This window comes from Campylobacter sp. CNRCH_2013_0855, from assembly GCF_025773025.1.
GTDB lineage: Bacteria > Campylobacterota > Campylobacteria > Campylobacterales > Campylobacteraceae > Campylobacter_D > Campylobacter_D jejuni_C.
In genome coordinates this window covers 1-24,851 of record NZ_JAKMTE010000006.1, presented here as the reverse complement: position 1 = coordinate 24,851, position 24,851 = coordinate 1, and the positions used below count along the sequence as shown (strand labels likewise).

The following is a 24,851-nucleotide window of genomic DNA, read 5'->3' as shown; positions in this document are numbered from 1 at the left end:
ATGAAATTTTTATATATTAGTTTAATAACTATTTTTTTTAGTGCTTGTTCTTTGATTAGTCCAAGTCAAACTTTACCTGCAAATAAATATTTTAGTATTAATTTAGAAAAGCTAGAGCAAAGTCAAAATAAAAAAAATGCAACTATCATAGTTTCCTTACCTAAAGGCTTAGCTTATACTAATGAAATTTTTTATAAAAAAGATTATGCTATTAATACCTATGCTTATCATTTTTGGAAAGAAAATCCTGCTTTAATGATAAAATCTTTTTTGGAATTTCATTTGCAAGATTTGGGGGTATTTAAAGCAGTTTTAAATCAAGATAGTCTAGCCAGTGCTGATTATGTTTTAGAGAGCAAAGTAGATATATTAGAGCAAGATTTTAGTGATGAAGTGCATTCTAAAATAAAATTAGGTATTAATTTAAATTTAGTGCAAATAAACACCAAAAAACTTATAGCGAGTAAGTATTTTTACTACGAAAAAGAATTAAATGATAATAATCCTCAAATTTTAATCCAAAACTATGATGAGGTTTTTTTGCTTTTTGCTAAAGATTTTAGGATTTGGATAAATCAAAATTTGGAATAAAAAATGCTTTTCTTGTTATAGCAATAACAAGGAAGGTGTATTATGAGAGATGAATTAGAAATCTTGCAAAAACATTTAGGACAAGTAGGTTCAAGTATAGATGGTGCGAATTTAAAACACCAAACACAAAAATTTAGTCAAGATATTACCGATGCAAATGATTTTGTCGGTGCTTTGCAAATTTTAGATTCTTCATTGAAAAAAATTTCAAAACTTTTAGAAGACAAAAATTATGAAGATGTGCAAGATAAAGTTTTAATCGCAAGTGAAAGTTTGAAAATAGTAGATAGTTGCTCATTTTTAGGCAATGCTTTATTTGATAATAATTATAATGTAAATGTTGGTTCAAAGGCTTTTGCTTTTGAAATTTACAATCCTTTAAAAATTTTAGAAACAAGTGATTATGAAGGTATGAAAGCTTATATAGTTGATAAAAGAGAAGAAATAGCTTCTATGCTTAGTGAGCTTGCAGTAGCTATTGCTACTTATAGTCCTAGTCAAAGTTTTGGTGGATCAAGCCATGATCTTATAAATGATTTTGATTTTACTAAGCTTTTTAAATGATACTAAAGGCTAAAAAGCCTTTAGTATGTGTATTTATTTAATAACCCCACAAGCCATTCTAGCACCACCACCGCCAAGTGCAGCTGGGTGATCGCTATGATTGTCTCCTCCAAAATGTATCATTAGAGCATGGTTTTTAAGCTCATCAAGAGTTTTGATTTTTGGTGCTAATACAGGATTAGTTGCTTTCCCATCTTTTTCTACATAAAGTGGCGGTAAATCTCCTTTATGTCCTTTATCATCCCATGGACTTGAGTGTGCATCAGTTTTTTCAGGATCCCAGTGGCCACCTGCTTTCATACCTAAACCTTTATCAGTTGCTCCACAATCAGCATTCGCATGAACATGAAAACCATGAATTCCACTTTCTAAACCTTGAAGATTTGGGTAAAATGCTACTCCATAAGAAGTTTGTACCGCTACTACTTCACCTGCGTTTTTGTTGGCATTTTTATCAAGAATTTCCATTTTGATAACTAAATGATCTTTTTGTGCTTTTGGATCAAAATTTTCTAAATTTGCCCCAATTAAGAAACTTGATGCCAGTAAAGAGCCTAGTATAATTTTTTTCATTTTCTCTCCTTTTGTTAAAAATTATTTTATTGTAACATATAATATTAATAAAAAATTATTTTTTATAAAATATAATAATCAAAAAACTTATAAAAAGGTCAAAATGTTAGTTTTTCCAAGAGACTTTAAAAAAGTTAGTCAAAATATTTTAAAAAATTCATTACTGTCGTTATGTTATTATCAAAAAAATTCAAGTAATAAAAATATAGAAATCGTATTTGAAGACTATGCTTTGGTTTTTATATTAGAAGGTTCTAAAGGTATTTATACTATTGATAATCATTTTAAAGTAAATAAAGATGAAATTATTTTTTTTACAAAAAATTCCTTTTCTATTAGAGATTATCTAAATGAGGCAAATACATATGAGTCTATTATTTTGAGTTTTAAAGAGAGTGTTTTAATAGAACTTGTTTTTAAATATCAAGATTTAATTTATAAGCTAAACTCTTTAAAGTGTGCTAAAAGTTTGTTTAGCCTAAAAACAGATTCTGTAACTAAGAGTATTTTTCAGTCGTTTTTGCCTTGTATAAGCACTTCTAAAAATAATGAATATTTGCTTAGATTGAAATTTGAAGAATTGTTTTTATCTTTGCTATATAGTGAGGATAATGCAGAATTTCTAGCTTTTTTAAAGACTATCTTAAACGGTTTTAAATTAGATCTTTATAAGATGTTTGCATATTGTCAAAATGATTTTGAAAATGTAGCTTCTATGGCTAAATTTAGTAAAATGGATATAGCAAGTTTTAGTCGCAATTTTAAACAAAGTTTTGGTATAAGTCCTAAGGAATGGCTTGATAATAAACGCTTTGAAAAAGCCAAATTTCTATTAGAGTTTTCTACTAAGAATATTACTCAAATTTGTCACGAACTTGGGTTTAATTCTCCTGCTTGGTTTATAGCAAGATATAAAAAAAGATATGGTATTACTCCAAAACAAGAACAAAAATCAAAAAACTTATATTTTTTATCTTAAAAATGATAGATTTTATTTTTAAATTATATTAAAATTTGTGAATAAAAATTAAGAAAGGTAACAATATGAAAAAAAGTATTTTAGCTTTAGCTTTATTTGCATTTTGTAGTGCAAATGCTTTAGAGGTTCAAGAATTTAAAGGTTTTGCACATCCTGAAAGTGTGTATGTAGATGAAAGTGTAGTTTATGTGTCCAATGTAGGAAAAGAGTTAGCTCCACTAAGGAAAGATAATGATGGTTTTATCTCAAAATTAGATAAAGATGGAAAAGTTATAGAATTAGAATTTATCAAAAATCTTAATGCTCCAAAGGGTATGTCTAAAATAGGTGATATTTTGTATGTTGTAGATATTGATGTTTTATATGGTTTTGATGTAAAAAGTAAAAAAGAAATTTTTAAACTCCCTATAAAAAATGCAATATTTTTAAACGATATAGCAGTTTTAGATAATGATACATTACTAGTGAGTGATACAGGAACAGGATATATTCATAAGGTATTTTTAAAAGATAAAAAATACGAAAACTTTATCCATTTAGATTCAAAATATGGTGGTCCAAATGGATTGCTGATAGATAAAAATACTTTATTTATAGCAGGTTATGATCCAAGCGATAAAGCAGGTGGAAAAATTATCAGCGTTGATTTAAATACAAAGAAAATTCAAGAATTAAGCAACAAAATAGAACAGTTTGATGGTATTGTATATGATAAAGATAAAAATCTTTTAGTATCTAGTTGGGGCAAAGATTTACAGGGATATATTTATACTTTAAAAGATAATGAAGAGATGAAATTAGAGTTAAATCCTATAAAAGGTCCTGCGGATATGTTTTTTGATGGTGAGTATTTATGGGTGCCAAAAATGGCAGAGAATGCCTTGATTAAAGTAAAATTATAAAAACTTTTAAGCCTTTTGGCTTAAAAGTCAAATAATTCTCCAAGCCAACTTTCTTTTTTCTTGTATTTATAGCTATTATTGTGATGATAGTTTGCTTGTTGGTTATAATTTTGTTGATGAGATGGTTGTGTACTTTGAGAAGAACTTCTTTCTATGATTTTATCAAGTTCACCACGATCAAGCCAAACACCACGACATTTTGGACAATAATCAATCTCAACCCCATTTCTTTCGCTCATCAATAAAGCTGTATTTACACAAACTGGGCAATTCATATTTATCCTTTATAAAAAATTTTATTAAAGTATATAGATTAAAAGTAAATTATGAGTTTAAATCCCAATCAATAGGACTTTTACCAAGTTTTAATAAAATTTCATTACTTTTTGAAAAATGTTTGCAACCTAAAAAAGCATTTCTTGCTAAGGGCGAAGGATGTGCCGCTTCTAGGATAAAATGTTTTTGAGGGTTGATTAAAACTTTTTTGTTTTTAGCATAATTCCCCCAAAGTAAAAATACCAAACCCTCTTTTTCATTGCTAAGTTTTGATATAACCGCATCGGTAAATTTTTGCCAACCAAAATGTGCGTGTGAAGTAGGTTTGTTTGCTTCTACACTTAAGATAGAGTTTAAAAGTAAAATTCCCTGTTTGGCCCATTTGCTAAGATCGCCATGTTTTGCTATAGGGATGTTTAAGTCGTTTTGCAATTCTTTGTAGATATTAAGCAAAGATGGAGGAATTCTAACTCCCATTGGCACGCTAAAGCTTAAACCCATAGCTTGATTTGGGTTGTGATAAGGGTCTTGTCCTAAAAGTATGATTTTTAAATCTTGTAAAGGAGCTAGGTTAAAAGCATTAAAGATTAAATTTGCTGGCGGATATATGGTTTTTCCTTCGTTTATGGTATTAATATAATGAGTTTTTATCTCTAAAAAATAAGGTTTTAAAAACTCATCTTTTAAAAATTCTTTCCAAGTTTGTTCCATTTTTATTTTTTCTAAACAAATATTCATTTTTATCCTTACCAAGAAAGTATAAACTCACTTCCTTCATTCTCTTTGCTTAAAACTTTAATGTTGATATTGTTTTTATCAGCTATTTGTTTAACTAAATTCAAGCCTATACCAAATCCACCTTGATCTTGATTAAAGCGTTTATAGCGTGTAAAAATTTGAGCCATTTCATTTTGACTCATACCTTGACCTTCATCTTTAATACTAAGTGTTTTTTCTTTTAAATAAATATAAATTTTCTTATGGGTATTAGTATATTTTATAGCATTGCTTAAAAGATTGTCGATTAAAATTTGTATTTCTTCTTTATTTGCATAGAAATTTTGCTCTAAAAGCTCTTTTTCAATGGTGAGATTTTTTTGTGAGATTAAAGTGTCAAAATATTCTAATCTTTGCTCTAAAAGTTCTTTCAAATTTATATCTTCCTTGGTATTTTCTTTTTGTATGAAAAAATTTAATGCTATGAGATTTTGATAGATATGATTTAAATTTTTACTTGCTAGTTTAATATGATTTAATTTTTTTGCATTATTTGGAGTTAAGCTATTATCATCAAATTTTTTAATACTAGCTAAAATCACACTTAAAGGCGTATTAATTTCGTGCGTAGTATCTTTAATAAAATCATTTAATGCTTTAAATTGCTCCTCAATATTTTTAAAAACAAGTGAAATTAATATATAGGCAATGATGGCAAGTATTAAAATACATATAAGAGTATAAAAAATAGTTTTTAATTTTAATTTCCAAAGCTCATTTGAAAAATCATTAATATTAATATTATTGTAATTATCTTGACGATATTGTTCTTTTTTAAAACCAAGATCATCAGTTTCCATAATAATATGAATATTTCTATATTTTAAAAATTTAAAGTAGTGTCTAGGTTTTTTTATGTAGCTTCTATCTATATAAGTATCAAGATTTCTAATTCTTAGAAATTCTATAAATAGTTTTTTGTTTTTATTATAAATAAAGTCATTTTTTTCTAATTGATTTAAAATACCTAAAGCTTCAAAGGATAGATTGCTAAAAATTATTTTTTTATCTGCAATGATGGCGAAAGATGTGTTAAGCTTGTTGGATATTTCTGTAAAGTTGATTTTTTCTAGTGGAATTTGGTTATGTTTTGACTCTATGATGTTTTGTAATATATAATTATGATGAGTATACATATGCGTAAGTTGATTTAAACGTATATAACTTGCTTCTTTTTGGTAAAAAGTGATAAAAAATAATGCAAGAAAAACTCCACTTGTGATAATATAAAGAGTTAAAATTTTAAAAATAGTGTTATTGAAATTTTCACTTTTCATCTTCTAACCTGATGGCATATCCTATATTTCTTTGATTAATAATCAAATCTTTACCAAGAATTTTCCTTAAGTTTTTAACATAAACTCTAAGACTCATAATTACAGGCTCTTCATCTAAGCTCCAAATTTCTTCAAATATAGTTTCTAAGCTTACAAAATGCGGACGTTTTTTTAAAAGTAAAGCTAAAAGCTCCTTTTCTTTGTTAGTGAGAGTGATGATTTGTTTATTTTGATAAAGAGTTTTGTTAATGGTGTCGAAATAAATATGCTTTGAGGGGCTTATTAAAATTAAATCTTCTTTTTGATGATTAAAATTTCGTTTGATTATATTTTTTACACGGATAATTAATTCGTCTATGTCAAAAGGTTTTTTAATATAATCATCACAACCTGATAAAAAACCTTGTTTTACATCATCAAGCATAGATAAAGAAGTTAAAAATATAGCAGGGGTATTTTTAGCACTTTCTCTTAGTTCTTTTAAGACTTCAAAGCCGTTTCCTTTTGGAACTTTAACATCAAAAATCCAAAGATCAAAATTTTCTTCATAAGCTTTTTCTAGTGCCTCTTGTGCATCATATACACAAGAGACTTTAAAACCCTCATCGCTTAAGGCATCGCATATAATTTCGCTTAAACTTAAATCATCTTCGAGAAGTAAAATTTTTGTAGCCATTTTATCTCATTGGACAGTTTGCATGGTTTACTCTATGGTTTTGATGATCCATTGGATGTACTTTGTGTGGATTTTTACCATAATGATACAAATTTAATTCTCTTATTTCTTTACCACTCATATTATCAGTTAATTTTTGCATATTTTCTCGTACTACAACCCTTCTTTGATTTCTTTCTTGTGGAGAGAGTTTAGAGATATTTTCACGTAAATTGCTTTTAAATTGTTGATGAAAATCTCTTGCGTCTTTGTATTTCATCTCATTCATTCTTTTTTTCATCTCAATAACTAAATCAGCTTGATCTTGTGCTTTTACACTTTTTGCAAGATTTAAAATCTCATCATTGCTTTTTTTAGAAAAATCAGCTCCTAGTGCAAATGAAGCCGCTAAAGAACCTACGATAAATAAACTTATAATTTTTTTCATTTTTTCTCCTTTAAATTAATGATGAGAAATTATAAAAGTTCAAAATAAAGCCAAAATGAAATTTATTGACAAACAAAAAGCACATTTGCTTTTAGGTTTTGTTTTTCATTTTTAACGATAGGCAATACAACACTATCTGCACTAGCTGCTAAGCTTGGAGCGTTGTGTTTGATATTGCAACTATCAAAATGAATGTTTTTTATCACGCAAGTTTTTGCTAAAGTTTTAGAATAATATTGAGCCTTTTCAAAAGCTTTTTTAAATGCAAGATTATATAAATCTTCTTTGTTTGCTTCTAAAATAGCCTCATCAAAACCAGCTTGTAAGGCTTTAGTATTAAAAGAGATGAAAACGTTGGTAGCGCTAATGCTTTCTATATCTTTTATAAGATTTTCATAGTCTTTACTTTTATTTTGTGGAATTTGGCAAGTGAAATTAGAATACAATCTATATCCATTTAACGTTTTTACCCCTTGATAATAATTATAATTTGGCTCTAAAGTATAGCTTCCGCCTTTACAGTAGTTTTCTTTTGCAATACGATCTGAGATTTCTTTAAATGTTTTAGCAATATAATTTTTTTCATTGCTAGAAACAATGGTTTTTTTACTAAGTTCTTCGCTCGCACTAAAATTTAAAGTAGCATTAAAGATATTTGGCATAATTTCATTAGATACTTCTATATTTCTTGAAAATTCTATATTTTGTTTATTGTGATTTTTTAAGCCTAAAAATTCAGTGTTAAAAACCACTCCTAGTACAAATAATACCAGACAAAGTAATCCTAAACCCAAACCTTTTAAAAAACTTTTCATTTTTACTCCTTTTTAAAAATATTTTTTTATTTTATCATAAAGCCTTTAAGAATAGATTGTATAATTTTTTAAAAATAAAGAAAGTTTTAATGCAAAAAATTCATGAAAATATTTTGAAATGGTACAACGAAAGCGGTAGGAAAAGTCTTCCTTGGCGTATTTTGCATGATGAGTATAAAAAATACGCTAAAGCAGATGATTTAGAAAAATTAAAAAACATTGATATTGCTTATGCGGTTTATGTCAGTGAGATTATGTTGCAACAAACTCAGGTAAAAAGTGTTTTACAAAATTATTATTTTCAGTTTTTAGCTAAATTCCCTTCTTTAAAAGCACTTTCTATGGTAAGTGAAGATGAGGTTTTAAAAGCTTGGCAAGGACTTGGGTATTATACTAGAGCTAGAAATATACACAAATGCGCAAAAATTTGCACGCAAGAGTTTAATGCAAAATTACCATCTGATATTAATGAACTTCAGAAGCTTCCTGGTATTGGAGAATATACAGCTGGCGCTATAGCTTGCTTTGGTTTTTTGCAAGCTAAGTCTTTTGTGGATGCAAATATAAAAAGAGTTTTGAGTAGATTTTATAGTTTGCAAAATCCAAGCTCTAAACTTTTAACACAAAGGGCGAAAGAATTTTTAAACTATGATAATGCATTTGATCATAATCAAGCTTTGTTAGATATAGGAGCTTTGGTTTGCTTGCCTAAAAATGCAAAATGTGAAATTTGTCCTTTAAAAGACTTTTGTAGTGGAAAAAATGAATATGAAAAATTTCATGTATCTAAAAAAATTCAATACAAAAATACTATTTTAAAAATACTTATAGTGCAAAAAAACGAGCAGTTTTTACTCATTAAGAGCCAAGAAAAATTGTATTTTAATTTATATAATTTTTTAGAATACAAAAACCAAAAAAAAGCAAAATTTATAGGAGAATTTAAGCATTCTTATACCAAATACAAAATCAACGCTAAGGTGTATTTTTTAAAAGATGATGATTTTGAAGACTTGCAAGCTAAAGCTTTTGCTTATAAAGAATTAGAGTATATCACGCTTTCAAAACTTGCTTTAAAAGCATTTGAGCTTTTTAAAAAGAGTGATTATGCATTTTGAGAAAATTTATATAGAATTAAGTGATATTTGTGGGCTAAAATGTGATTTTTGTCCTAGCCAAAAAGCCCAAAGAAAACAAATGAGCCTTGAAAATTTTGAAAAAATTTGCAAAAGCGTGCATAATCATGCCAAGCTTTTTGCTTTTCATGTGCTTGGAGATCCTTTAAGGGTTTTAAATTTAAAAGAGTATTTAAAAATAGCTTTGAAATTTAATATGCAAATAGAGCTTACTACAAGTGGGTTTTATTTTGATGAAGAAAAAATCAATCTTGTTTTAAGTTTTAAAAATATACACCAAATTAATATCTCTTTGGGTGCTTTTTTATCTCAAAGTAGAATGAGTTTAAAAGAATACTTTGAGCCTATTTTGAAGCTTATTTTTTTACACTTAGAAAATAAAAATAATTCTTTTATTAATCTAAGGCTATGGAATTTGGACAAAAATTTCAACCCACCTTTAGAAAATGAAAAAATTTATGATTTTTTAGAGCAAATTTTTAAAATAAAAATTCAAAAGCAAAAAGCTAAAAATCGCTTAGAAAGGCATATTATCTTACACCAAGCTAGACTTTTTAAATGGCCTTCTTTAAAAGATGAGGTTGTTAGAGAGAATGGGTTTTGTCATGCTTTAAATGGGCAAATTGCTATTTTAAGTGATGGAACTTTAGTGCCTTGTTGTTTGGATACTAAAGGGGATATAAAACTTGGAAATTGTTTTGAAAAAGATTTTAGTGAGCTTTTAAATTCGTCTTTATATATAGAATTAAAAGAAGGCTTTAAGCGAGGAATTTTAAAAGCTGAGCTTTGTAAAAGGTGTGAGTTTTTGCAATTTAAAAACTGATTTTCCTTGCTCGGACAATTATAACTTCAGGGAATTCTTTATCTAAAAAAGGTTCTTCAAAAAATCCATCTATGATAAAACCATTTTTAAAACAAGTGTTAAAAATTTCTTCCATAGAACGGTGGTAGTAGTGATGTTTTACAGGTTGTTTTTCAAATGCAAATCCGAGATAATTATGCGAGCTAAGATATTGTTTAGTCAATGTTACAAAACAAGGATGTTGAGTAGCAAAAACAAAAATTCCATTTTCTTTTAGTAGAGAATAAAGACTTTTGAATAAGGGCTGAATATTTTCCATATCCATGATAGCCATATTTGAAACAGCTTTGCTAAAGGTGTGTTTTTTAGCTAAATTTTGCAAAGTCAATTCATCGCTAGCATCTATAGTTTGAAAATGAATTTTATGTAGAAAATTTTTCCATCTTTGTTTTGCTAATTTTATCATTTGATCGCTATAATCAAAAGCGTAAATATTTATGTTATATTTTTTACACATATAAGCGGAAAAATTTCCATTTCCACAAGCAATATCTAAAATATAATCATCATCTTGTATGTTTAGTAATTCTTCGACTTTAGGACGCACAACTTTTTTATGAAATTCATTAGAATCATCTCCCATTTGTGCATCCCAAAATTTTGCATTAATATCCCAAGCCTTTTGCATTTTAAAAACCTAAATTAACTCCACCTTCATTGTTAATTTGATAGTTTGCGTCCAAACCTTGCTCTATTTCTTCTTCATCGTTATTATTTTTAGAGTGCTTAAATATATCATCTGCGATTTTTGTGGCTATACCTCTAAGAGCTTTTTGTTTACTTGATTTGCTTGTAGAAGTCATTTTAAATTCTAAGGTATTAGATGCTTTAATTTGCATTGTTGCAAACTCTATTAAACGATAATTAATCGTAATCTTATATATTTTTGTATCAGATTCGCTTTGAATTTGATCTATTTTTGGAGTTAATCTTAACAAAAAATCTGCACCTAGGATATTGTATAATTTAATTAATTCATCATCGTTGCCATTATTAAGTAAAATATCTTTTTCTTTTTTATAGATATCCAAATGTGCTCTATCTATAATTTTAAATTTTTTACTTTGTAGTAAAATTCCTAAAAATTCTTGTTCAAATTCTACTGATAATTCGTTTTTTACAGTATTGATAATTAACAAGGAGCTTTTATCTTCAAGATTTTTTTCAGTGTAAAGCTTTTTGTAAATCATAACTTTTGCATAAAATTCGTTAGCACTAATTTGTGTTAATGTTTTTATATCATAACTGTTAAAAATACCATTACTTATTAGCTCAATTTCCTCATCATAGCCTATGTCAAAATTGCCATTGAAATTGAATTCAAATTTTTTTAATTTTACCTGTTTTAATCCGTTCATTTTTCCTAAAGCTTCATTAATGGCATTTTTTACTGCTTCGCTTCTAGTGGCTCCATAACCCTCTCCCGTGCTTTCTTTATTTAAGATATTTTGTGCTTGAGAAAAACAAATAAGGGTTAAAAAAAGTATTAGTATTTTTTTTACCATGTTACACTCTTGCTTTTACCTGTTTTATTAATAGTTTTTTCATCTTCCCAAAATGCTAAACCACTAGTTAAATCCGTAAGAATTAAATGGAAAAAATACTCGGTTTGAATTTTGCCATTATAAAGTTTCACAGTATCTTGTCTGATTTTACCAGAAAGTGAGAAATTTGGGGCTAAGAGTGTGCCTTTTTTAGCTATGGAGTTTTGATTAAATTCTTCATTGTCTCTTAAATCTCTTACATCATGAGATAAACTATCTTTTGCTCCACCTGCAGCTACAGCGGTTGTTAATATAAATTTGCCAGATTTTCTTAATGCTATGGTAATTTTTGAAGTGAGTTTATCTGTATCTATTCTTTGTGGGGTGTCATTGATAATTTTTCCTATAGCAATAACTTTTCTATTAGAGCTGTTTAAATTTGCAAAAGCAGGATCGCTAAGTAAACTTTGTATCATATCTTCAGCAGTTTTTTCAAAATCTTCTCTATCAAGTCCCAAAGTAAGTGCATCGCCTTGAACTTTTTGAGAAGCTTTACCATCGGTATATTTTGGCTGTGAAGAGCAAGCGCTGAAAACTAAAAGCGTAAAAATCATAAAAAATAAACTTTTTTTCATTTTATCTCCTTATTGTTCTTTAATTTTATAAATAATATTTGAATTTGGTACAAAAGATCTTATAAGCACAATATAATTTTTATCTTTTTCTAATTTATCTTCAAATATTATTTTTTCTTTATCATCATAAATTTTAACTATGCCTTCATTTTTTAGCATTAAAATACTAGCACTTTTTGGTAAAGCTTGCCACATTCTAAGATCTGCTTTATTGATTAAAGCAGTGCTAACAGTGCTAATAAATGATAAAAAACCACTAGAATCATTATTAGCTATGGCTAAATTAATTGAAGTTTTAAGAGCACTTGAGGCTAAGGTTTTCATTACCATAGAAGGTAAAAGAGTTTTAAATTCACTTGCTATAATATCATCAAAATAAATTAAATTTTGTGTTTTTTCATCTTGGCTTTGCAAGAATTTATAAGAAGCATTTCTTGATTTTAAATAAGCAAAAGCTACGCTAATATTTGCAAGATTATCATTAAAAATAAATGGTAAAGTAAGATTAAATTCTTCTTTTGTAGCACTAAAACCATCTTCATAAATGATAAAAATATATTTTTGTTGAGGGAAGGTTGTTTTTAAATGAGTGAATTTTTCAAATACTTGAAATTGTTTTTGAAGTTGTTTGTTTTTTACATCGCTTAAAGCTACTTCTTTTAAAAGATCATAAGCTTTAATGTAATCTTTATCAAAAAAGAAAAATAAAGCACTAAGATAGCTAGCATAGATATTAGTATAATTTTTATTTGCGTTAAATGTGCTAAGAAGATTGTCGTATTGTTTATAGATGGGGTTTAAATTTTGCTGAAAACTCGCATAGGTTTTTTTATCTTTTTGAAGTTCTTTTTGGTATTCTTCTTGAGCTTTTTGTATGTAATCATAAAAATATTCTTTCATTCTATCTTGTCTGTATAAAGCTCGGTTAAACTCTACTCTTGCATTTTTAAAATCTCCTAAGCTCATATAATTTAAGCCTTTGTAGGTATTTAGCATAATCCTTTCATAAAAATAACCTTGATAGTCATTGATGGTATCATTAAGTAAAATTTCACTAAAATTTCTAGTGGCTTTTTGAAGCCCATTTTGTAAATCTACATCATATTTATAAGCTTCTTCTGCTTTATCAAAAAATGCATTACTTTTTTCATAATCTTTACAAACTCTTGCTAAAGAAGCTAAATTTAACCCTGTATATATGGTGTCTTTATCTGCATTTTTTAAAGCTAGGATATTTTCATCACATTGTTTGTTTATAAAGGCTTTTTCATAAGATAAATTAACATTAGCATGATTCGAACAAGCACTTAAAAAAAGTAAAATAAAAAGATAAAAACAAGAGTAAAAAAGCTTCATAAAATCCCTTTTTAGTGTAAATTTAAAAAAATAAGTTATAATTTTCATTTTTAGAGAGGTGTCCGAGCGGTCGAAGGAGCACGCCTGGAACGCGTGTGTGGGGCAACTCACCGAGGGTTCGAATCCCTTCCTCTCTGCCACTATGCGCTTTTGTTATACTGACTTCCTATGTAATCTTGTGATGTATTTTGTGTGTATGATTTTATAGCTTTGGAATTTGAATTTGTTTTTTCCTCATTCTCATTTTCACTTTTTTCATTTTGTGCTTTTAGCTCTTCTGCTTTTATTTTAGCTTGTTCGGTGCGTGCGTCATTTTGCATTTGCATAGCATTGGCTGCTACTTTATAATCTTGCGGACTAGGATCAGCTGGTGCCATAGCTGCAGCAATTACTTGCATAGCATTTGCTATAGTTTCTTCAGGAGTATTGCCTTTTTGCATTCTTATAGGCACTTCTCCTTCAACTGCATACATTTTATTATCAGGGCCTCTTGTATAGCCAAAACTTGCAGCACCTGCTAAGGCTCCACCTGCTGCTTGATGGGCTGCTTCATGAGCTCTTACTTCTCTGTCGATTTTTTCAAGTTCTCGTACTTGTTTTACTTCTTCATTACTTAAGTCTTTACCATTGACTTTTTGAGTTTTTTCATCTTTTTCTTGATCGTTATTATTTTCTTTTGTTTGTTGTGGATTTTCTTTTTCTGAAATGTTTTCTTTAGTTTGTTTTTTATCTTCGTTTTGATAAGGATTTTGTGTATAAAAGGCATTGCTATAACCTGAGTTAATTTGCATTAAAATCCTTTTTTGATATAGTTTTGTATTTTTAGCACAAAAAAGTTAAAAAATATATAAAATTTACAAAATAAGTATTTTATAAAATGTTAAGCAAAATAAAGTATAATTTTAACTTCTTTTTATGTCAGGGTAGCTCAGCTGGCTAGAGCGCTGGTCTCATAAGCCGGAGGTCGGGAGTTCAAGTCTCCCCCTTGACACCATCTGGCTTTCAAAAAACATTTTCCAATGGTTTTTAGTATTTTTATGATTTTTTGCAAATTTCTTTCTTTTTGCTTTCTTCTATTTGGAGTTTATCTAAAAAAGTTTCTTCGAGAGTATTAATAAGTCGTGTACATTCTTTTACATCAAATGTTTTTGATTCGTTTAAAGATGACAATACTTTTAACAATAAATCTTTGTATTCCATAAGAGTTTTAATTTCTACCTCTGAAAGCTGAGCTAGCAGAGATAGAAATTGCATAAAATTATAAAATGGCAAATTTTATATCCCTTGCACAGTATATTCAAAATTTTGTTCCCCATCAAAACAAGAAAAGTTAATTGTACCTTCATCTTGGTGTCCCATAGAGTCATCATTAACAAAAATAATTGTTCTAAATCCTATACCTCCACTTGATACCCTAGATATATAATTTTTTAATTTATACGAAGTTATCTTGCAATCTGGAGGATCTTTTATGTCTTTATCTTTAAATTCTAAAGTAAATTGTGTAAAAATATGCATAGGATTGTATCCTACTCTCCACTGTTTTTTTTCTAAATCAACTTTTGGGAACAGCACTTTAACGAAATCAGATTTAAATTTTTTTAATTCACTTGTACTTTCTCTATATTCGCATTCAAGTTCTATTTGAAAATATCTAAGATGTGGGTCATCAACGTATAGATTTATGATTGTTTCTCCATTGGTGTATAATCTGCTAAGATCTTTTTCACTTTTAACTCCATTTGGTAGTATAACTTTAATAAATCCTGGCTTTAAATGAGTTATTGTCACTGGAAAATGTTTTACATAATCAACTTCATATTGATATGATAAACCATAAGGAAACGTAATTTCTGGCAAGAAAAATATTTCCCATTTATAGGAAATTTTTTGATCCATTTTTTTTCCTAATGTCAAAGCATTTATTGTTATTTCATTTTCAAATGGAGCTTTAGAGGCAATAGTTACTTTAGCTTCACCGTGAGAATCGAATTTGCTATCTTTATTTATTATTACCCCATCTCCTTGTATAACCCAAGTGACTTCAGAATTTAAACGTCCTCCTGTAATTTTTATTTCAGATTGTTCATTGGTTTTATTATAAAACCAAGTTCGATTAGATTGTATTTTTAAATTATATTCATAAAGATTGACTTTATCTGTTGTATAGTCTGATTTAGATATAATTGACTTCATATACTTAAATTTGATAACAATATCTTTAACATTATAATCTTTAATAGCTTTAAATTCTAAAACAGCTTCGCCTTTTTCGTTTACCTTAAAACTAGTAGATTTAGGAATTACCTTATTGCTCCCACTAACTCCATCAATGACTGAATTTGGTAAAAGATTGCTCACTTTAATACTATAGTCTGTTTCATAATCTATAGTTTTTTCTTGAGCTTTAAAGCTTGGATAAGTTATTTTTGGAGTATATATAGTTCCATCTATATAGGTTAATGTTTTAGTAAGGTTTTGTCCTAGAGTGTTTACACTAATTATAGGATTGATTTTAAATGGTGCTTTAGAAGTAATAATTGCTTTTGCTTCGCCACTAGCATTAAACACTGTTTCTTGTTTACTTAAAGTAGCATCCCCGCTTAAACTCCATTCTATTTTTGCATTAGGCTTGCCACCTTTTATGGTTACTTCAGTATTTTTATCAGGTTCTGCAATAATAGTACTTGGATCAGTATTAAAGGAAACAGCGTATTGATAAAGTTTGATTTTATCTAAGTTAAGCTCCTCTTTAACGCTACCTTGTTTGGTATAACTAAACTGAATAGTAATATCTTTAATACTATAATCTTTAATAGCTTTAAATTTTAAAACAGCTTCGCCTTTTTCATTTACCTTAAAGCTAGTAGATTCAGGATTAACTCCTTTGCTTCCATTAATTCCATCAATGATTGAATTAGGTAAAAGATTACTTATTTTAATTTCATAAGGACTTTCATAATCAATGGTTTTTTCTTGATCTTTAAAGCTTGGATATTTTACACTAGGTGTATATGTTTTCACATCATAAGTAATTGTTTTACTTAATTTTTTAGCCATAGCATTTACACTAATTATAGGATTGGTTTTAAATGGAGCTTTAGAAGTAATAGTTGCTTTAGCTTCACCGTTAGCATTAAATGTTGCTTCTTGATTACTTAAAGTAGCATCTCCACTTAAACCCCATTCTATTTTTTCATTAGGTTTACCACCTTTTAAAGTTACTTCAACATGATCAAGTTTTGGATCTTTTAATAATTTAGTATTATCACTTTCATAAGCATGGATAGTATCTTTACTAAAACTAATGCTTGGGGCGTACTGGTGGAGTTTGATCTCTCCACTTACTTCTTGAGTGCTAGCTACACTTTGATTATAAGTAGCAATGATTTGTAATCTTTTAATATTAAAATCTTTTACTCCTTCAAATACTACCTTACTCTCGCCTTTATCATCAGCTGTGCTTTCTTTATCATTGTTAATTCTTAAAGTCTTATTGCTTTGTATATCTTTGGCCTTCCATAAAACTTTTGTTTTTGGCATTAAACCTTTAAGTTTTACTTCAAAGTCGCTTTTATAATCAATCATTCCTTTTTCAAAGTCTTGGTGAGTCACAGGATCTTTTCCGGTAGGAAGTTCCATAGTAGCTGTATAATTTTTGATCTCTAAAACTTTACTTTTTTCTTTTACTAACTCATCATTCATATTCTTAGCAATGATTTTTACTTTTTCATTTCCACTAAGTCCTATGATTTCCACATTACTCTCGCCTTTATCATCGGCTATTAAATTAAGCTCTTTGGAGGTTTTATCTTTATCTATAAATAAAGCATTATCTCCTTGTATGCTCCATTTAACCTTAGTAGAATTAGCTTTTAAGTTTTTATAACTTGCATGAGTTTTTTCTTTATTACCTATAATAGTTTTATCTAAAATGATATCATCCTCTCCATAAATTGCTATTTGAACAAAGGCTTTTAAAGTAACTCCTAATACACTGGCAATAATTTCAACTTTTTCTTTATTTTTCATATTTGTATCAGGTTTATAGATGATGTTTGAAATTCCATCTTTATCAGTTTTATCTGAATTTGGAGTTTTTTCTAAACTTCCTTTGCCAATTAATTTCCAATGAATTGCTAAATCACCGGCTAAATCATTTCCTGTAAATGTAATTAACGATTGCTCGTGTCTTTGTATATTAGAAGGTCTAGCAAATACTCTAAAATCTCCTTTTGGAGCTATGATAGTAATAGGAAAACTTTCTTGAGCATTTCCTGCTTTAGCAATTAAATTGGTTTGATGGACTCCATAAGCATGGATTATCTTTACAAAAACTTTTCCATTATCGTCAGTAATATAATGATTTCCATTCTTTAAGATTACACTTTTTTGTTCAGGAGTTACACTCATAGCAACATTTTTAACTGCTTGGTTAAAACCATTTTTTAGTATAATACAATGAGTATTATCTCCTAAATTTCCACAATAAGAAATATGATAAGCATTACTAATAGCTTTATATTCAAGCACCATAGAATAATCTCTATCGATAAAATGAGTTCTAGATCCTTCAATGGTATTATTTATACCTGCCAATTTTGTATCAAATGCATGTTTAAATCCGTCTTTGTCTAAAGGTATATTAAAATTCATAGCCACATTTGTACCTTGCTTATCACTTTCATTACTTCTTTTATGACTTAGTGAAAAAGTTAATGCTGGACAAGGTGAATAAGTAATACCTCCTTCATATATTAAAGGATTTTTTTCTAAATCTTCATAGCAACTTGCATTGCCAAATGGAGCAACTTTTTCTCCATACCATTTACTCATATTAGCAAAAACAGCTACGTTGCTCATAGAAGGAAAAGCATATTTAACACCCATATCCCAGCCATTAGCAGGACGTTCTAATATATAATTTTTATTAAAATCATAACTATTAATCCAATCACTTAGCCTTTGATAAATATTAGCATGGAAAGCGAGTGTATCTAGCATACTTTCAAAACCTAAAGACATTCTTTTATGCTCTCTATTAAAATCATGATCATAAACTAAGTTTAATCCTAGCATGATATTACCTGAATTATCTAAAGTTAGTGCATTAGGATAATATCTTATACCACCACCAAAATGACCTATGATTCTATTATTATCATATCCACCTATACCACTTTGTAAAAAATAAGAAATTTTCGGGTTTTCTTCACTCATAATAGGTAAAAGAACCTTAGCATTGCCATTTAAACCACCTCTATCATTATAGTTTAAATTAAACTCGCTGTTGATAGAATGATTAAGAACATGTAAATATTCTTGGATTAAAGTATTAGCTTGTAAGCTTAAATAATTACTTGCTAAATCTCTTATAAGTTCATCTCTTTCTTTACTATCTTTGGCATTATATACATTACCTATGGTTTGGATGGTATTAATAACCTTATTAGATAATTCTTCATCTTCTTTACTAAGATTAGAATCTTTGTTTGGTTTTTCTTCTAATAGTTTTTTGACTCTTGGATTAAGATTATTATGATTTTTAATTTGACTTGTTTCATTGAAAGTAAGAACCTGGTTATCATCTATAATGATTTTATCTTGATTTTTTAAAATCATTATTTGAGAAAAAAGAAAAGTGTGAATAAGTAAAACAAGTAAAAGTGTTTTTTTCATATCCCCCCCCCCATAACCTACATTTAATTTTTATCTGTGATGAGAATATGATAACACAAAAAATATAAAAACGATAAAAAAGTTATAAAAATATTGAAAAATAGTCAAAAAACTATCATAAATAATAATTATTTATAAATTATAATCTAAATTACTTTTATTTTTTATTAAAAAAATGCAAATAGATTTATTATTATTTACATATCATCAAAAATCACTTTTATTTACTTTTTTAAAATAATGCACTAATAGGCTTTTGTAGTTTTTATATTTATACTTTGTTATATTGTTTAATATATGTGGATATGGAAAAATAGTATTTATATAAGAATATAAAGTGTATTTATTATATTTAGTATATGAAGTATAAATACTAAGCTTATATATGGTAATAAATAAAGAGTATAAATATCTTATTATGCTATTTAGATAATTATAATATAGAGTTTTTATATAAATTTGATAATAGTTGTTATAATCTTAAAATAACTTATTAAAAAAATATATTTAATTATAATTTATATGTTTTTATAAATCAGGCAATAGGTAAAATAATATATAAAATATTTAATGGAAAATGAAAGGTGGTTTAAGTATAAATCTAAAGCTTAAAAATAAGCTTTAGATTTTTAATATTCATATTGATTTAGTTCTTCTTGAGTGCCAAGTAGCATTAGTATATCATTTAAATATGCAGTGGTTTCTAAATTTGGCATAATACTCCAAATATCATGCTGTTTGTGTGCAATGACTTTTAAATTTTGTCCAATAAATTGCAAAGTTTTTCCTGCTAAATTTTCATCTATTAGAAGTTTTGCTACTTTTATGGTGTTAGCTGAAAGATCTATGATTTCAAAATTTGGATTAGTAATAAGAATTTTAGCTAAACGCTTTGCAGATTCTTTTTCAGGATAGATGACTTTATTAACCCCAAGTTTTGAAAGAATTTGTCCATGTGTAGAAGAATTTGCTTTAGCTATGATATTTTTTACTCCTATTTCTTTTAAGGCCATGAAAGTGAGTATGCTTGATTCTAAATTTTCACCTATGCTAAGTATGACAACATCGGCATTTGCATAACCTGCTTCTTTTAAAGCTATAGTATGGGTAGAATCTAGAATATAAGCAAAATCTGCGTGATCTTGTAGTTCTTTAACTGCTTCTTCATCAATATCTGAAACAATAACCCTTTTACCTTGGTCAATAAGTTCTTTTGCTAAAACTGAGCCAAACCTTCCAAGTCCTATAATACCATAAGTTTCTTTTTTCATAATATGATTTTTCCTTTTGGATAATTTAAATATTTTTCTTTTTCTTTAAAAAATATACTAAATAAAAATGCAAGCACACCCACTCTGCCGCTAAGCATAAGTAAAATAACGATAAGTTTGCTTTCGGAATTAAAAAGTGCACTAAGTGACAAAGTTCCGCCATCGCCTACTGAAACTCCAACAGTAGCAAATGCTGAACTTGTTTCAAAAAGTAAGGGTAGAAAGCTTTTATCATCTTCAATTAAGGATAAAATTAATACACAAGTGATGATATAAACAATAGAGCTTACTGTTATAATAAAAGCTTTATTAATGGTTTCATTTGGAATTTCAAAGTTAAAAATCCTTGTATTGCTGTCTTTGATACTCCAATAAGCATAAATTAATAACACAGCAATGGTAGTTACTTTGATACCTCCAGCAGTTCCACCAGGTGCACCACCTATAATCATAAATAAAGATCCAAAAAATAAACTTGCGTCTTTAAAGGTGCTAATATCAAGAGTGTTAAATCCTGCAGTTCGGTAATTTACTGCTGTAAAATATGCACTCATAATTTTATCAAAAAGAGAAAATTCTCCAATACTTTTTGGGTTGTGATATTCAAATAAAAAAACTACCAAACTAGCAAAAATAATTAATACAACAGTAGAAATTAAAACAAGTCTTGTGTGCAAGCTTAAAGTTGCAAAACGTCTTTTGGAGAAAAAGTATAATTCTAATAATACAAAATAACCCAAACCTCCAATGATAACTAAAGAAGTGATAATGAAGTTAATCCAAAAATCATTTCTATAAGGCATTAAACCACTTTCAAATACACTAAAACCAGCATTGTTGAAAGCTGAAATAGAGTGAAAAATACTAGCCCATAGAGCCTCACTTAAATTCATATCAAGTTTAAATCTAAAAAATAATAATATTGCTCCTATAAGCTCAATAGCAAATACAAAAAATAAAACCTTTTTTAAAAATCCTACAAGTCCATCAGTGCTAGGATAAATCAAAGATTCTCTTAAAAGGTTTTTTTCTCCAAAACTCATTTTCTTACGCACTAGAATATATAAAGCCATGGCTATACTCATATAGCCCAAGCCACCTATTTGAATAAGTAATAAAATAACAAGTTGTCCATAAAAGCTAAAATCTAGTGAAGTATTTAATACAACAAGTCCTGTCATGCTTACAGCTGAAGCACTAGTAAAAAATGCATCTAAAAAAGATATAGATTTTGTGTGCATGATAGGTAGCATAAGGATAAAACTACCAAAAAGTGCTATAAGTATATAGCCTATAAATAAAATTCTTATATTATTTCTATCTAAAGATAATTTTGTCATTTTGTTTCTTTAAAAAGTAAAAAGAAACATTCTACTTAAAATTGGTTAATGAGTAAAAGAAGAAAACTTTCCACTTAAAAGTGGAAAGTTGGAGTATTAAAACATACCTACTGCTAAGAAACCTAAGGCAACAGCTATAGCTATAGCTAATACACCTGGGATAAAGAATGCATGGTTAAATATAAATTTTCCAATTCTTGTTGTGCCGGTATCATCCATTTGAACTGCACCTAATAAAGTAGGGTAAGTTGGAAGAACGAAAAGTGCTGAAACAGCAGCAAAACAAGCAACTAGCATATAAGAATCTGCAGGATTTGTAGCTGAAATTCCTAATGCAGCAATGATAACTGGAACAATAGCTTTTGCAGTAGCTGCTTGAGAGTATAAAAGCATACTAGCAAAGAAGAAAGCAACTGCAAGCATAGCTGGAGTTTGTTTAACCCACTCACCTGCTACTTCTTTAATACCTGCTTCATGACCTGCAACGAAAGTATTTCCAAGCCAAGCAACACCAAATACACATACACAAGCTGTCATACCTGATTTAAATACACTTGTATCTAAAATTTTTGCAGGTTCAACTTTACATAAGAATGTAATTAAAGTTGCAGCAGTTAATAAGAAACTCATAATCGCAGCATCTCTTGGGATAACTACTGGATCAATCCACTTGATGTTGTTAGAAATTGCTGTAGCATAAAGAACAACTGCTAATACTGTGAATAAGAAAATAGCAACTGAAAGTTTTGCACCTGGTTTATCTTCGCTTTGTAAAACATCAGAAGCGCTTTTTACAAGGCCAGCCTTTAAACGTTCTTGGTATACAGGGTCTTTGCTAAGATCCATAGGAGTGATTAAACTTACAATGAAAGCTGTAATCATACAAGCAGCAAAAGTAGTTACAATCCAAATACCAATTAATGCAGGATAGTTCCAACCAAGCGGTTCTAATACGCCAGTCATATAAACAACAGCAGCACTAACTGGAGAGGCTGTAATACCAATTTGTGAAGCAACAACCATTAGCGAAAGTGGAGCTGATGGTTTAATGTTTTGTGATTTTGCAACATCAATAACAACAGGCATTAATGAAAATACCGCATTACCAGTACCTGCTAAAATGGTAAGTAACCAACCGCAAGCTGGTGCAAGGTAGTTGATAAATCTTGGATGTTTACGTAAAATTCTTTCGGTAACTTTTACCATATAATCTAAACCACCTGCTTGTTGCATTGCTGAAATTGCAGCAATAGCTGCGGCGATGATTAAGATAACATCCCAAGGAATATTACCTGGCTTCATACCTAAAACAAGACCTAAAATAACAACACCCAAACCTCCGGCATAGCCTATTGCTATGCCACCAAGGCGGATACCTATGAAGATTGCCCCAAGAAAGACAACAAGTTGTAAAATAATCATAATATCCATGATTAAACTCCTAAATTATTAAGCTTTTCTTTTTTCTGTCATGTGAGGATTTAACATATTTTCTGGTGTTAAAATTCTTTCAATTTCTTCTTTTGGAAGATATCCTCTTTCAAGACAAATATCGCCAACTGCTTTACCGGTTTCTAAAGCTTCTTTAGCAATACTTGCAGATTTTTCATATCCTAAAACAGGGTTAAATGCTGTAACAATACCGATTGAATTAAGCACAGATTGTTTGCATGCTTCAGGATTTGCTGTCAAACCTCTTACAGCTTTTTCAGCTAGAGATTTCATTGCATTTTCAAGTAATACTATAGAGTTGAATAATCCATAAGCAATACCTGGTTCAAATGCATTAAGTTCAAACTCACCTCTTTCAGAGCAAAGCATGATAGTAACATCATTTCCTATAACTTCATAGCAAGCTTCACCCACTGCTTCACAAATTACTGGATTTACTTTACCTGGCATGATAGAACTACCTGGTTGCATTTTTGGTAGATTAATTTCACCTAAACCACATCTTGGACCTGAATTCATTAATCTTAAGTCATTTGCAATTTTAGATAGTCTTACAGCTGCAGTTTTTAATGCACCACTTACATGTACAAAGTCAGCTGTATCTTGAGTAGCTGCAATGAAATCTTCTGCTGGTTTAAATTCAACACCAGTAATTTCTTTTAATTTTTTCTCAACCACAAATTTGTAATCAGGATGGCAGTTAATTCCTGTACCAATAGCTGTTGCACCAAGATTTAAATAAGTCATTGATTCACGGGCTGCTGTGATTTTAGCAATATCGCTTTTAATATAGCTAGCAAAAGCATTGAAGGTATTTCCTAAAGTCGTTGGAACCGCATCTTCAAGCTCTGTTCTACCCATTTTAATGATATCTTTGTATTCGTTAGCTTTAGCTTCTAATTCAGTTTTTAAAAGCTCCATAGCTTTTAAAAGATCAGTAAGTTTTGCGTAGGTTGCTACTTTAATTGAACTTGGATAAGTATCATTTGTAGATTGACCTAAGTTTGTATGATCATTTGGATGAAGGTATTGATATTCTCCTTTTTTATGCCCCATACTTTCAAGAGCAATATTAGTGATAACTTCGTTAGTATTCATATTTGTACTAGTACCAGCACCACCTTGGATCATATCTACTACAAATTGATCTAAAAATTCACCAGCAATTAATCTATCACAAGCATTAGCGATAGCATCAGCTTTGTCAGCATCAAGAACTCCAACTTCTTTGTTGGCAAGTGCAGCCGCTTTTTTAACTTGAGCGAAAGCTTTTACAAAATAAGGATAATCTTGTAACCTTCTGCCACTCATATGGAAGTTTTCTAGTGCTCTAAAAGTTTGCACTCCATAATAAACCTCGTCAGAAATTTCCAACTCGCCAATAAAGTCGTGTTCTTTTCTTGTTCCCATGATGTACTCCTTGTGGGTTTTATTTAAGTTTTGTTTATAAACTTAATGAGTATTATATAACAATTTTTTATAAAAGTTTCATAAATTTTACTAATTTCAATAAAAATATATAAAAATATGCCAGATATTGATATTCATTTTCTTAATATCAATTATTTAGTGTGTATTTTTATGTTTTACGATATTTATTATAGTAATTTATATTTAATATTAATTGTTTTATGTTTACTTATTGTATATATAAGATGATTTTGTAATGTAAACTATGTTGATTAGAGTTTGTAGAAAATCATTTTTCAAAAATAAACAAAATCCCATACTAGTATTTAAAAACTAACAAGCCTTAGCTTGCTAGTTAAACACTAATTT

At 28.6% G+C, this 24,851-nt stretch carries 24 protein-coding genes and 2 tRNA genes; 8 read left to right on the top strand and 18 right to left on the bottom strand.

The features are described from left to right. Together L8X40_RS04415 and L8X40_RS04410 are read left to right on the top strand one after the other, a co-directional pair. Entirely contained in the window at positions 1–591 is a 591-nt protein-coding gene (locus L8X40_RS04415) for a hypothetical protein (protein WP_087700829.1), read from the top strand. Positions 592–633: 42 nt separating this feature from the next. Continuing rightward, positions 634–1,155 (top strand): flagellar FLiS export co-chaperone, encoded by a 522-nt coding sequence (locus L8X40_RS04410; protein WP_087700830.1) that lies wholly within the window; start codon positions 634–636, stop codon positions 1,153–1,155. A 33-nt stretch (positions 1,156–1,188) separates the two neighbouring features. Here the strand turns inward: L8X40_RS04410 and L8X40_RS04405 are convergent, their stop codons facing one another. Continuing rightward, positions 1,189–1,728 (bottom strand): superoxide dismutase family protein, encoded by a 540-nt coding sequence (locus L8X40_RS04405; protein ID WP_087700831.1) that lies wholly within the window; start codon positions 1,726–1,728, stop codon positions 1,189–1,191. Between the two features lie 103 nt (positions 1,729–1,831). Between L8X40_RS04405 and L8X40_RS04400 the strand changes: the two genes are divergently transcribed. Further along, positions 1,832–2,707 (top strand): helix-turn-helix domain-containing protein, encoded by an 876-nt coding sequence (locus tag L8X40_RS04400; RefSeq protein ID WP_263667419.1) that lies wholly within the window; start codon positions 1,832–1,834, stop codon positions 2,705–2,707. A 65-nt stretch (positions 2,708–2,772) separates the two neighbouring features. Continuing rightward, entirely contained in the window at positions 2,773–3,609 is an 837-nt protein-coding gene (locus L8X40_RS04395) for an ATP-binding protein (protein WP_263667418.1), read from the top strand. A 20-nt stretch (positions 3,610–3,629) separates the two neighbouring features. Here the strand turns inward: L8X40_RS04395 and L8X40_RS04390 are convergent, their stop codons facing one another. The 6 genes from L8X40_RS04390 to L8X40_RS04365 form a co-directional block, all read right to left on the bottom strand. After that, positions 3,630–3,884, bottom strand: a complete 255-nt coding sequence (locus tag L8X40_RS04390) for a zf-TFIIB domain-containing protein (protein WP_087700834.1) — start codon at positions 3,882–3,884, stop codon at positions 3,630–3,632. A 49-nt stretch (positions 3,885–3,933) separates the two neighbouring features. After that, on the bottom strand, positions 3,934–4,623 hold the full coding sequence (gene ung, locus L8X40_RS04385; RefSeq protein ID WP_214135758.1) for a uracil-DNA glycosylase: 690 nt from the start codon (positions 4,621–4,623) through the stop codon (positions 3,934–3,936). 8 nt (positions 4,624–4,631) lie between these two features. Further along, on the bottom strand, positions 4,632–5,939 hold the full coding sequence (locus tag L8X40_RS04380) for a sensor histidine kinase (RefSeq protein WP_087700836.1): 1,308 nt from the start codon (positions 5,937–5,939) through the stop codon (positions 4,632–4,634). After that, positions 5,929–6,615, bottom strand: a complete 687-nt coding sequence (locus L8X40_RS04375) for a response regulator transcription factor (protein WP_087700837.1) — start codon at positions 6,613–6,615, stop codon at positions 5,929–5,931. The genes L8X40_RS04380 and L8X40_RS04375 overlap by 11 nt, the downstream gene beginning before the upstream one ends. A gap of 1 nt (position 6,616) precedes the next feature. Continuing rightward, positions 6,617–7,042, bottom strand: coding sequence for a DUF1104 domain-containing protein (locus tag L8X40_RS04370; RefSeq protein ID WP_263667416.1), 426 nt, complete (start codon positions 7,040–7,042; stop codon positions 6,617–6,619). Between the two features lie 62 nt (positions 7,043–7,104). Continuing rightward, positions 7,105–7,857 (bottom strand): SIMPL domain-containing protein, encoded by a 753-nt coding sequence (locus L8X40_RS04365; protein ID WP_263667415.1) that lies wholly within the window; start codon positions 7,855–7,857, stop codon positions 7,105–7,107. A 74-nt stretch (positions 7,858–7,931) separates the two neighbouring features. Between L8X40_RS04365 and mutY the strand changes: the two genes are divergently transcribed. Both mutY and L8X40_RS04355 read left to right on the top strand, forming a co-directional pair. Further along, entirely contained in the window at positions 7,932–8,975 is a 1,044-nt protein-coding gene (gene mutY / locus L8X40_RS04360) for an A/G-specific adenine glycosylase (protein ID WP_263667456.1), read from the top strand. Then, a complete protein-coding gene (locus L8X40_RS04355) occupies positions 8,965–9,816 on the top strand; it encodes a radical SAM/SPASM domain-containing protein (RefSeq protein WP_214125554.1) in 852 nt (283 codons plus the stop codon). Before mutY ends, L8X40_RS04355 begins: the two co-directional genes overlap by 11 nt. Here L8X40_RS04355 and L8X40_RS04350 read toward each other — a convergent pair. From L8X40_RS04350 to L8X40_RS04335, 4 genes are read right to left on the bottom strand one after another with little or no spacing between them, the layout of a single operon-like run. Further along, positions 9,806–10,483: a class I SAM-dependent methyltransferase gene (locus tag L8X40_RS04350; protein WP_250322387.1), complete on the bottom strand. Its 678-nt coding sequence runs from the start codon at positions 10,481–10,483 to the stop codon at positions 9,806–9,808. The genes L8X40_RS04355 and L8X40_RS04350 overlap by 11 nt on opposite strands. A gap of 1 nt (position 10,484) precedes the next feature. After that, a complete protein-coding gene (locus L8X40_RS04345; RefSeq protein WP_087700843.1) occupies positions 10,485–11,360 on the bottom strand; it encodes a hypothetical protein in 876 nt (291 codons plus the stop codon). Beyond that, positions 11,354–11,974, bottom strand: a complete 621-nt coding sequence (gene lpoB, locus L8X40_RS04340) for a penicillin-binding protein activator LpoB (protein ID WP_087700844.1) — start codon at positions 11,972–11,974, stop codon at positions 11,354–11,356. Before lpoB ends, L8X40_RS04345 begins: the two co-directional genes overlap by 7 nt. A 9-nt stretch (positions 11,975–11,983) precedes the next feature. After that, positions 11,984–13,330: a hypothetical protein gene (locus L8X40_RS04335; protein WP_263667414.1), complete on the bottom strand. Its 1,347-nt coding sequence runs from the start codon at positions 13,328–13,330 to the stop codon at positions 11,984–11,986. A gap of 52 nt (positions 13,331–13,382) precedes the next feature. On the opposite strand from L8X40_RS04335, the gene L8X40_RS04330 reads away from it, so the two are divergent. Further along, a tRNA-Ser gene (locus L8X40_RS04330) sits at positions 13,383–13,470 on the top strand. Here the strand turns inward: L8X40_RS04330 and L8X40_RS04325 are convergent. Beyond that, complete coding sequence (locus tag L8X40_RS04325; RefSeq protein WP_261529922.1) at positions 13,471–14,121, bottom strand: putative metalloprotease CJM1_0395 family protein; 651 nt, start codon at positions 14,119–14,121, stop codon at positions 13,471–13,473. Between the two features lie 126 nt (positions 14,122–14,247). On the opposite strand from L8X40_RS04325, the gene L8X40_RS04320 reads away from it, so the two are divergent. Beyond that, positions 14,248–14,324, top strand: a tRNA-Met gene (locus L8X40_RS04320). Positions 14,325–14,365: 41 nt separating this feature from the next. On the opposite strand, the gene L8X40_RS04315 is transcribed toward L8X40_RS04320, so the two are convergent. The 6 genes from L8X40_RS04315 to L8X40_RS04290 all read right to left on the bottom strand — a co-directional run bounded on the left by L8X40_RS04315 (position 14,366) and on the right by L8X40_RS04290 (position 24,482). After that, positions 14,366–14,602, bottom strand: a complete 237-nt coding sequence (locus L8X40_RS04315) for a hypothetical protein (protein ID WP_263667410.1) — start codon at positions 14,600–14,602, stop codon at positions 14,366–14,368. Positions 14,603–14,605: 3 nt separating this feature from the next. Then, positions 14,606–19,009 (bottom strand): inverse autotransporter beta domain-containing protein, encoded by a 4,404-nt coding sequence (locus L8X40_RS04310; RefSeq protein WP_263667409.1) that lies wholly within the window; start codon positions 19,007–19,009, stop codon positions 14,606–14,608. A 629-nt stretch (positions 19,010–19,638) separates the two neighbouring features. Then, positions 19,639–20,280, bottom strand: a complete 642-nt coding sequence (locus L8X40_RS04305) for a potassium channel family protein (RefSeq protein ID WP_087698998.1) — start codon at positions 20,278–20,280, stop codon at positions 19,639–19,641. Then, a complete protein-coding gene (locus L8X40_RS04300) occupies positions 20,277–21,620 on the bottom strand; it encodes a TrkH family potassium uptake protein (RefSeq protein ID WP_261530529.1) in 1,344 nt (447 codons plus the stop codon). The genes L8X40_RS04305 and L8X40_RS04300 overlap by 4 nt, the downstream gene beginning before the upstream one ends. A gap of 96 nt (positions 21,621–21,716) precedes the next feature. Further along, positions 21,717–23,051 carry an anaerobic C4-dicarboxylate transporter gene (locus L8X40_RS04295; RefSeq protein ID WP_087699000.1) on the bottom strand — a complete coding sequence of 445 codons (1,335 nt, stop codon included), beginning with the start codon at positions 23,049–23,051 and terminating at the stop codon, positions 21,717–21,719. Positions 23,052–23,069: 18 nt separating this feature from the next. Beyond that, on the bottom strand, positions 23,070–24,482 hold the full coding sequence (locus L8X40_RS04290) for an aspartate ammonia-lyase (RefSeq protein ID WP_214100100.1): 1,413 nt from the start codon (positions 24,480–24,482) through the stop codon (positions 23,070–23,072). Positions 24,483–24,851: the final 369 nt, after the last annotated feature.

Coding starts and splice junctions, on each gene's coding strand:
- L8X40_RS04305 (WP_087698998.1), bottom strand. CDS start 20,280: ATGAAAAAAGAAACTTATGGTATTATAGGACTTGGAAGGTTTGGCTCA.
- L8X40_RS04310 (WP_263667409.1), bottom strand. CDS start 19,009: ATGAAAAAAACACTTTTACTTGTTTTACTTATTCACACTTTTCTTTTT.
- L8X40_RS04370 (WP_263667416.1), bottom strand. CDS start 7,042: ATGAAAAAAATTATAAGTTTATTTATCGTAGGTTCTTTAGCGGCTTCA.
- L8X40_RS04400 (WP_263667419.1), top strand. CDS start 1,832: ATGTTAGTTTTTCCAAGAGACTTTAAAAAAGTTAGTCAAAATATTTTA.
- L8X40_RS04410 (WP_087700830.1), top strand. CDS start 634: ATGAGAGATGAATTAGAAATCTTGCAAAAACATTTAGGACAAGTAGGT.
- ung (WP_214135758.1), bottom strand. CDS start 4,623: ATGAATATTTGTTTAGAAAAAATAAAAATGGAACAAACTTGGAAAGAA.
- L8X40_RS04405 (WP_087700831.1), bottom strand. CDS start 1,728: ATGAAAAAAATTATACTAGGCTCTTTACTGGCATCAAGTTTCTTAATT.
- L8X40_RS04335 (WP_263667414.1), bottom strand. CDS start 13,330: ATGAAGCTTTTTTACTCTTGTTTTTATCTTTTTATTTTACTTTTTTTA.
- L8X40_RS04325 (WP_261529922.1), bottom strand. CDS start 14,121: ATGCAAATTAACTCAGGTTATAGCAATGCCTTTTATACACAAAATCCT.
- L8X40_RS04345 (WP_087700843.1), bottom strand. CDS start 11,360: ATGGTAAAAAAAATACTAATACTTTTTTTAACCCTTATTTGTTTTTCT.
- lpoB (WP_087700844.1), bottom strand. CDS start 11,974: ATGAAAAAAAGTTTATTTTTTATGATTTTTACGCTTTTAGTTTTCAGC.
- L8X40_RS04300 (WP_261530529.1), bottom strand. CDS start 21,620: ATGACAAAATTATCTTTAGATAGAAATAATATAAGAATTTTATTTATA.
- L8X40_RS04290 (WP_214100100.1), bottom strand. CDS start 24,482: ATGGGAACAAGAAAAGAACACGACTTTATTGGCGAGTTGGAAATTTCT.
- L8X40_RS04375 (WP_087700837.1), bottom strand. CDS start 6,615: ATGGCTACAAAAATTTTACTTCTCGAAGATGATTTAAGTTTAAGCGAA.
- L8X40_RS04380 (WP_087700836.1), bottom strand. CDS start 5,939: ATGAAAAGTGAAAATTTCAATAACACTATTTTTAAAATTTTAACTCTT.
- L8X40_RS04350 (WP_250322387.1), bottom strand. CDS start 10,483: ATGCAAAAGGCTTGGGATATTAATGCAAAATTTTGGGATGCACAAATG.
- L8X40_RS04390 (WP_087700834.1), bottom strand. CDS start 3,884: ATGAATTGCCCAGTTTGTGTAAATACAGCTTTATTGATGAGCGAAAGA.
- L8X40_RS04295 (WP_087699000.1), bottom strand. CDS start 23,051: ATGGATATTATGATTATTTTACAACTTGTTGTCTTTCTTGGGGCAATC.
- L8X40_RS04355 (WP_214125554.1), top strand. CDS start 8,965: ATGCATTTTGAGAAAATTTATATAGAATTAAGTGATATTTGTGGGCTA.
- L8X40_RS04415 (WP_087700829.1), top strand. CDS start 1: ATGAAATTTTTATATATTAGTTTAATAACTATTTTTTTTAGTGCTTGT.
- L8X40_RS04395 (WP_263667418.1), top strand. CDS start 2,773: ATGAAAAAAAGTATTTTAGCTTTAGCTTTATTTGCATTTTGTAGTGCA.
- L8X40_RS04365 (WP_263667415.1), bottom strand. CDS start 7,857: ATGAAAAGTTTTTTAAAAGGTTTGGGTTTAGGATTACTTTGTCTGGTA.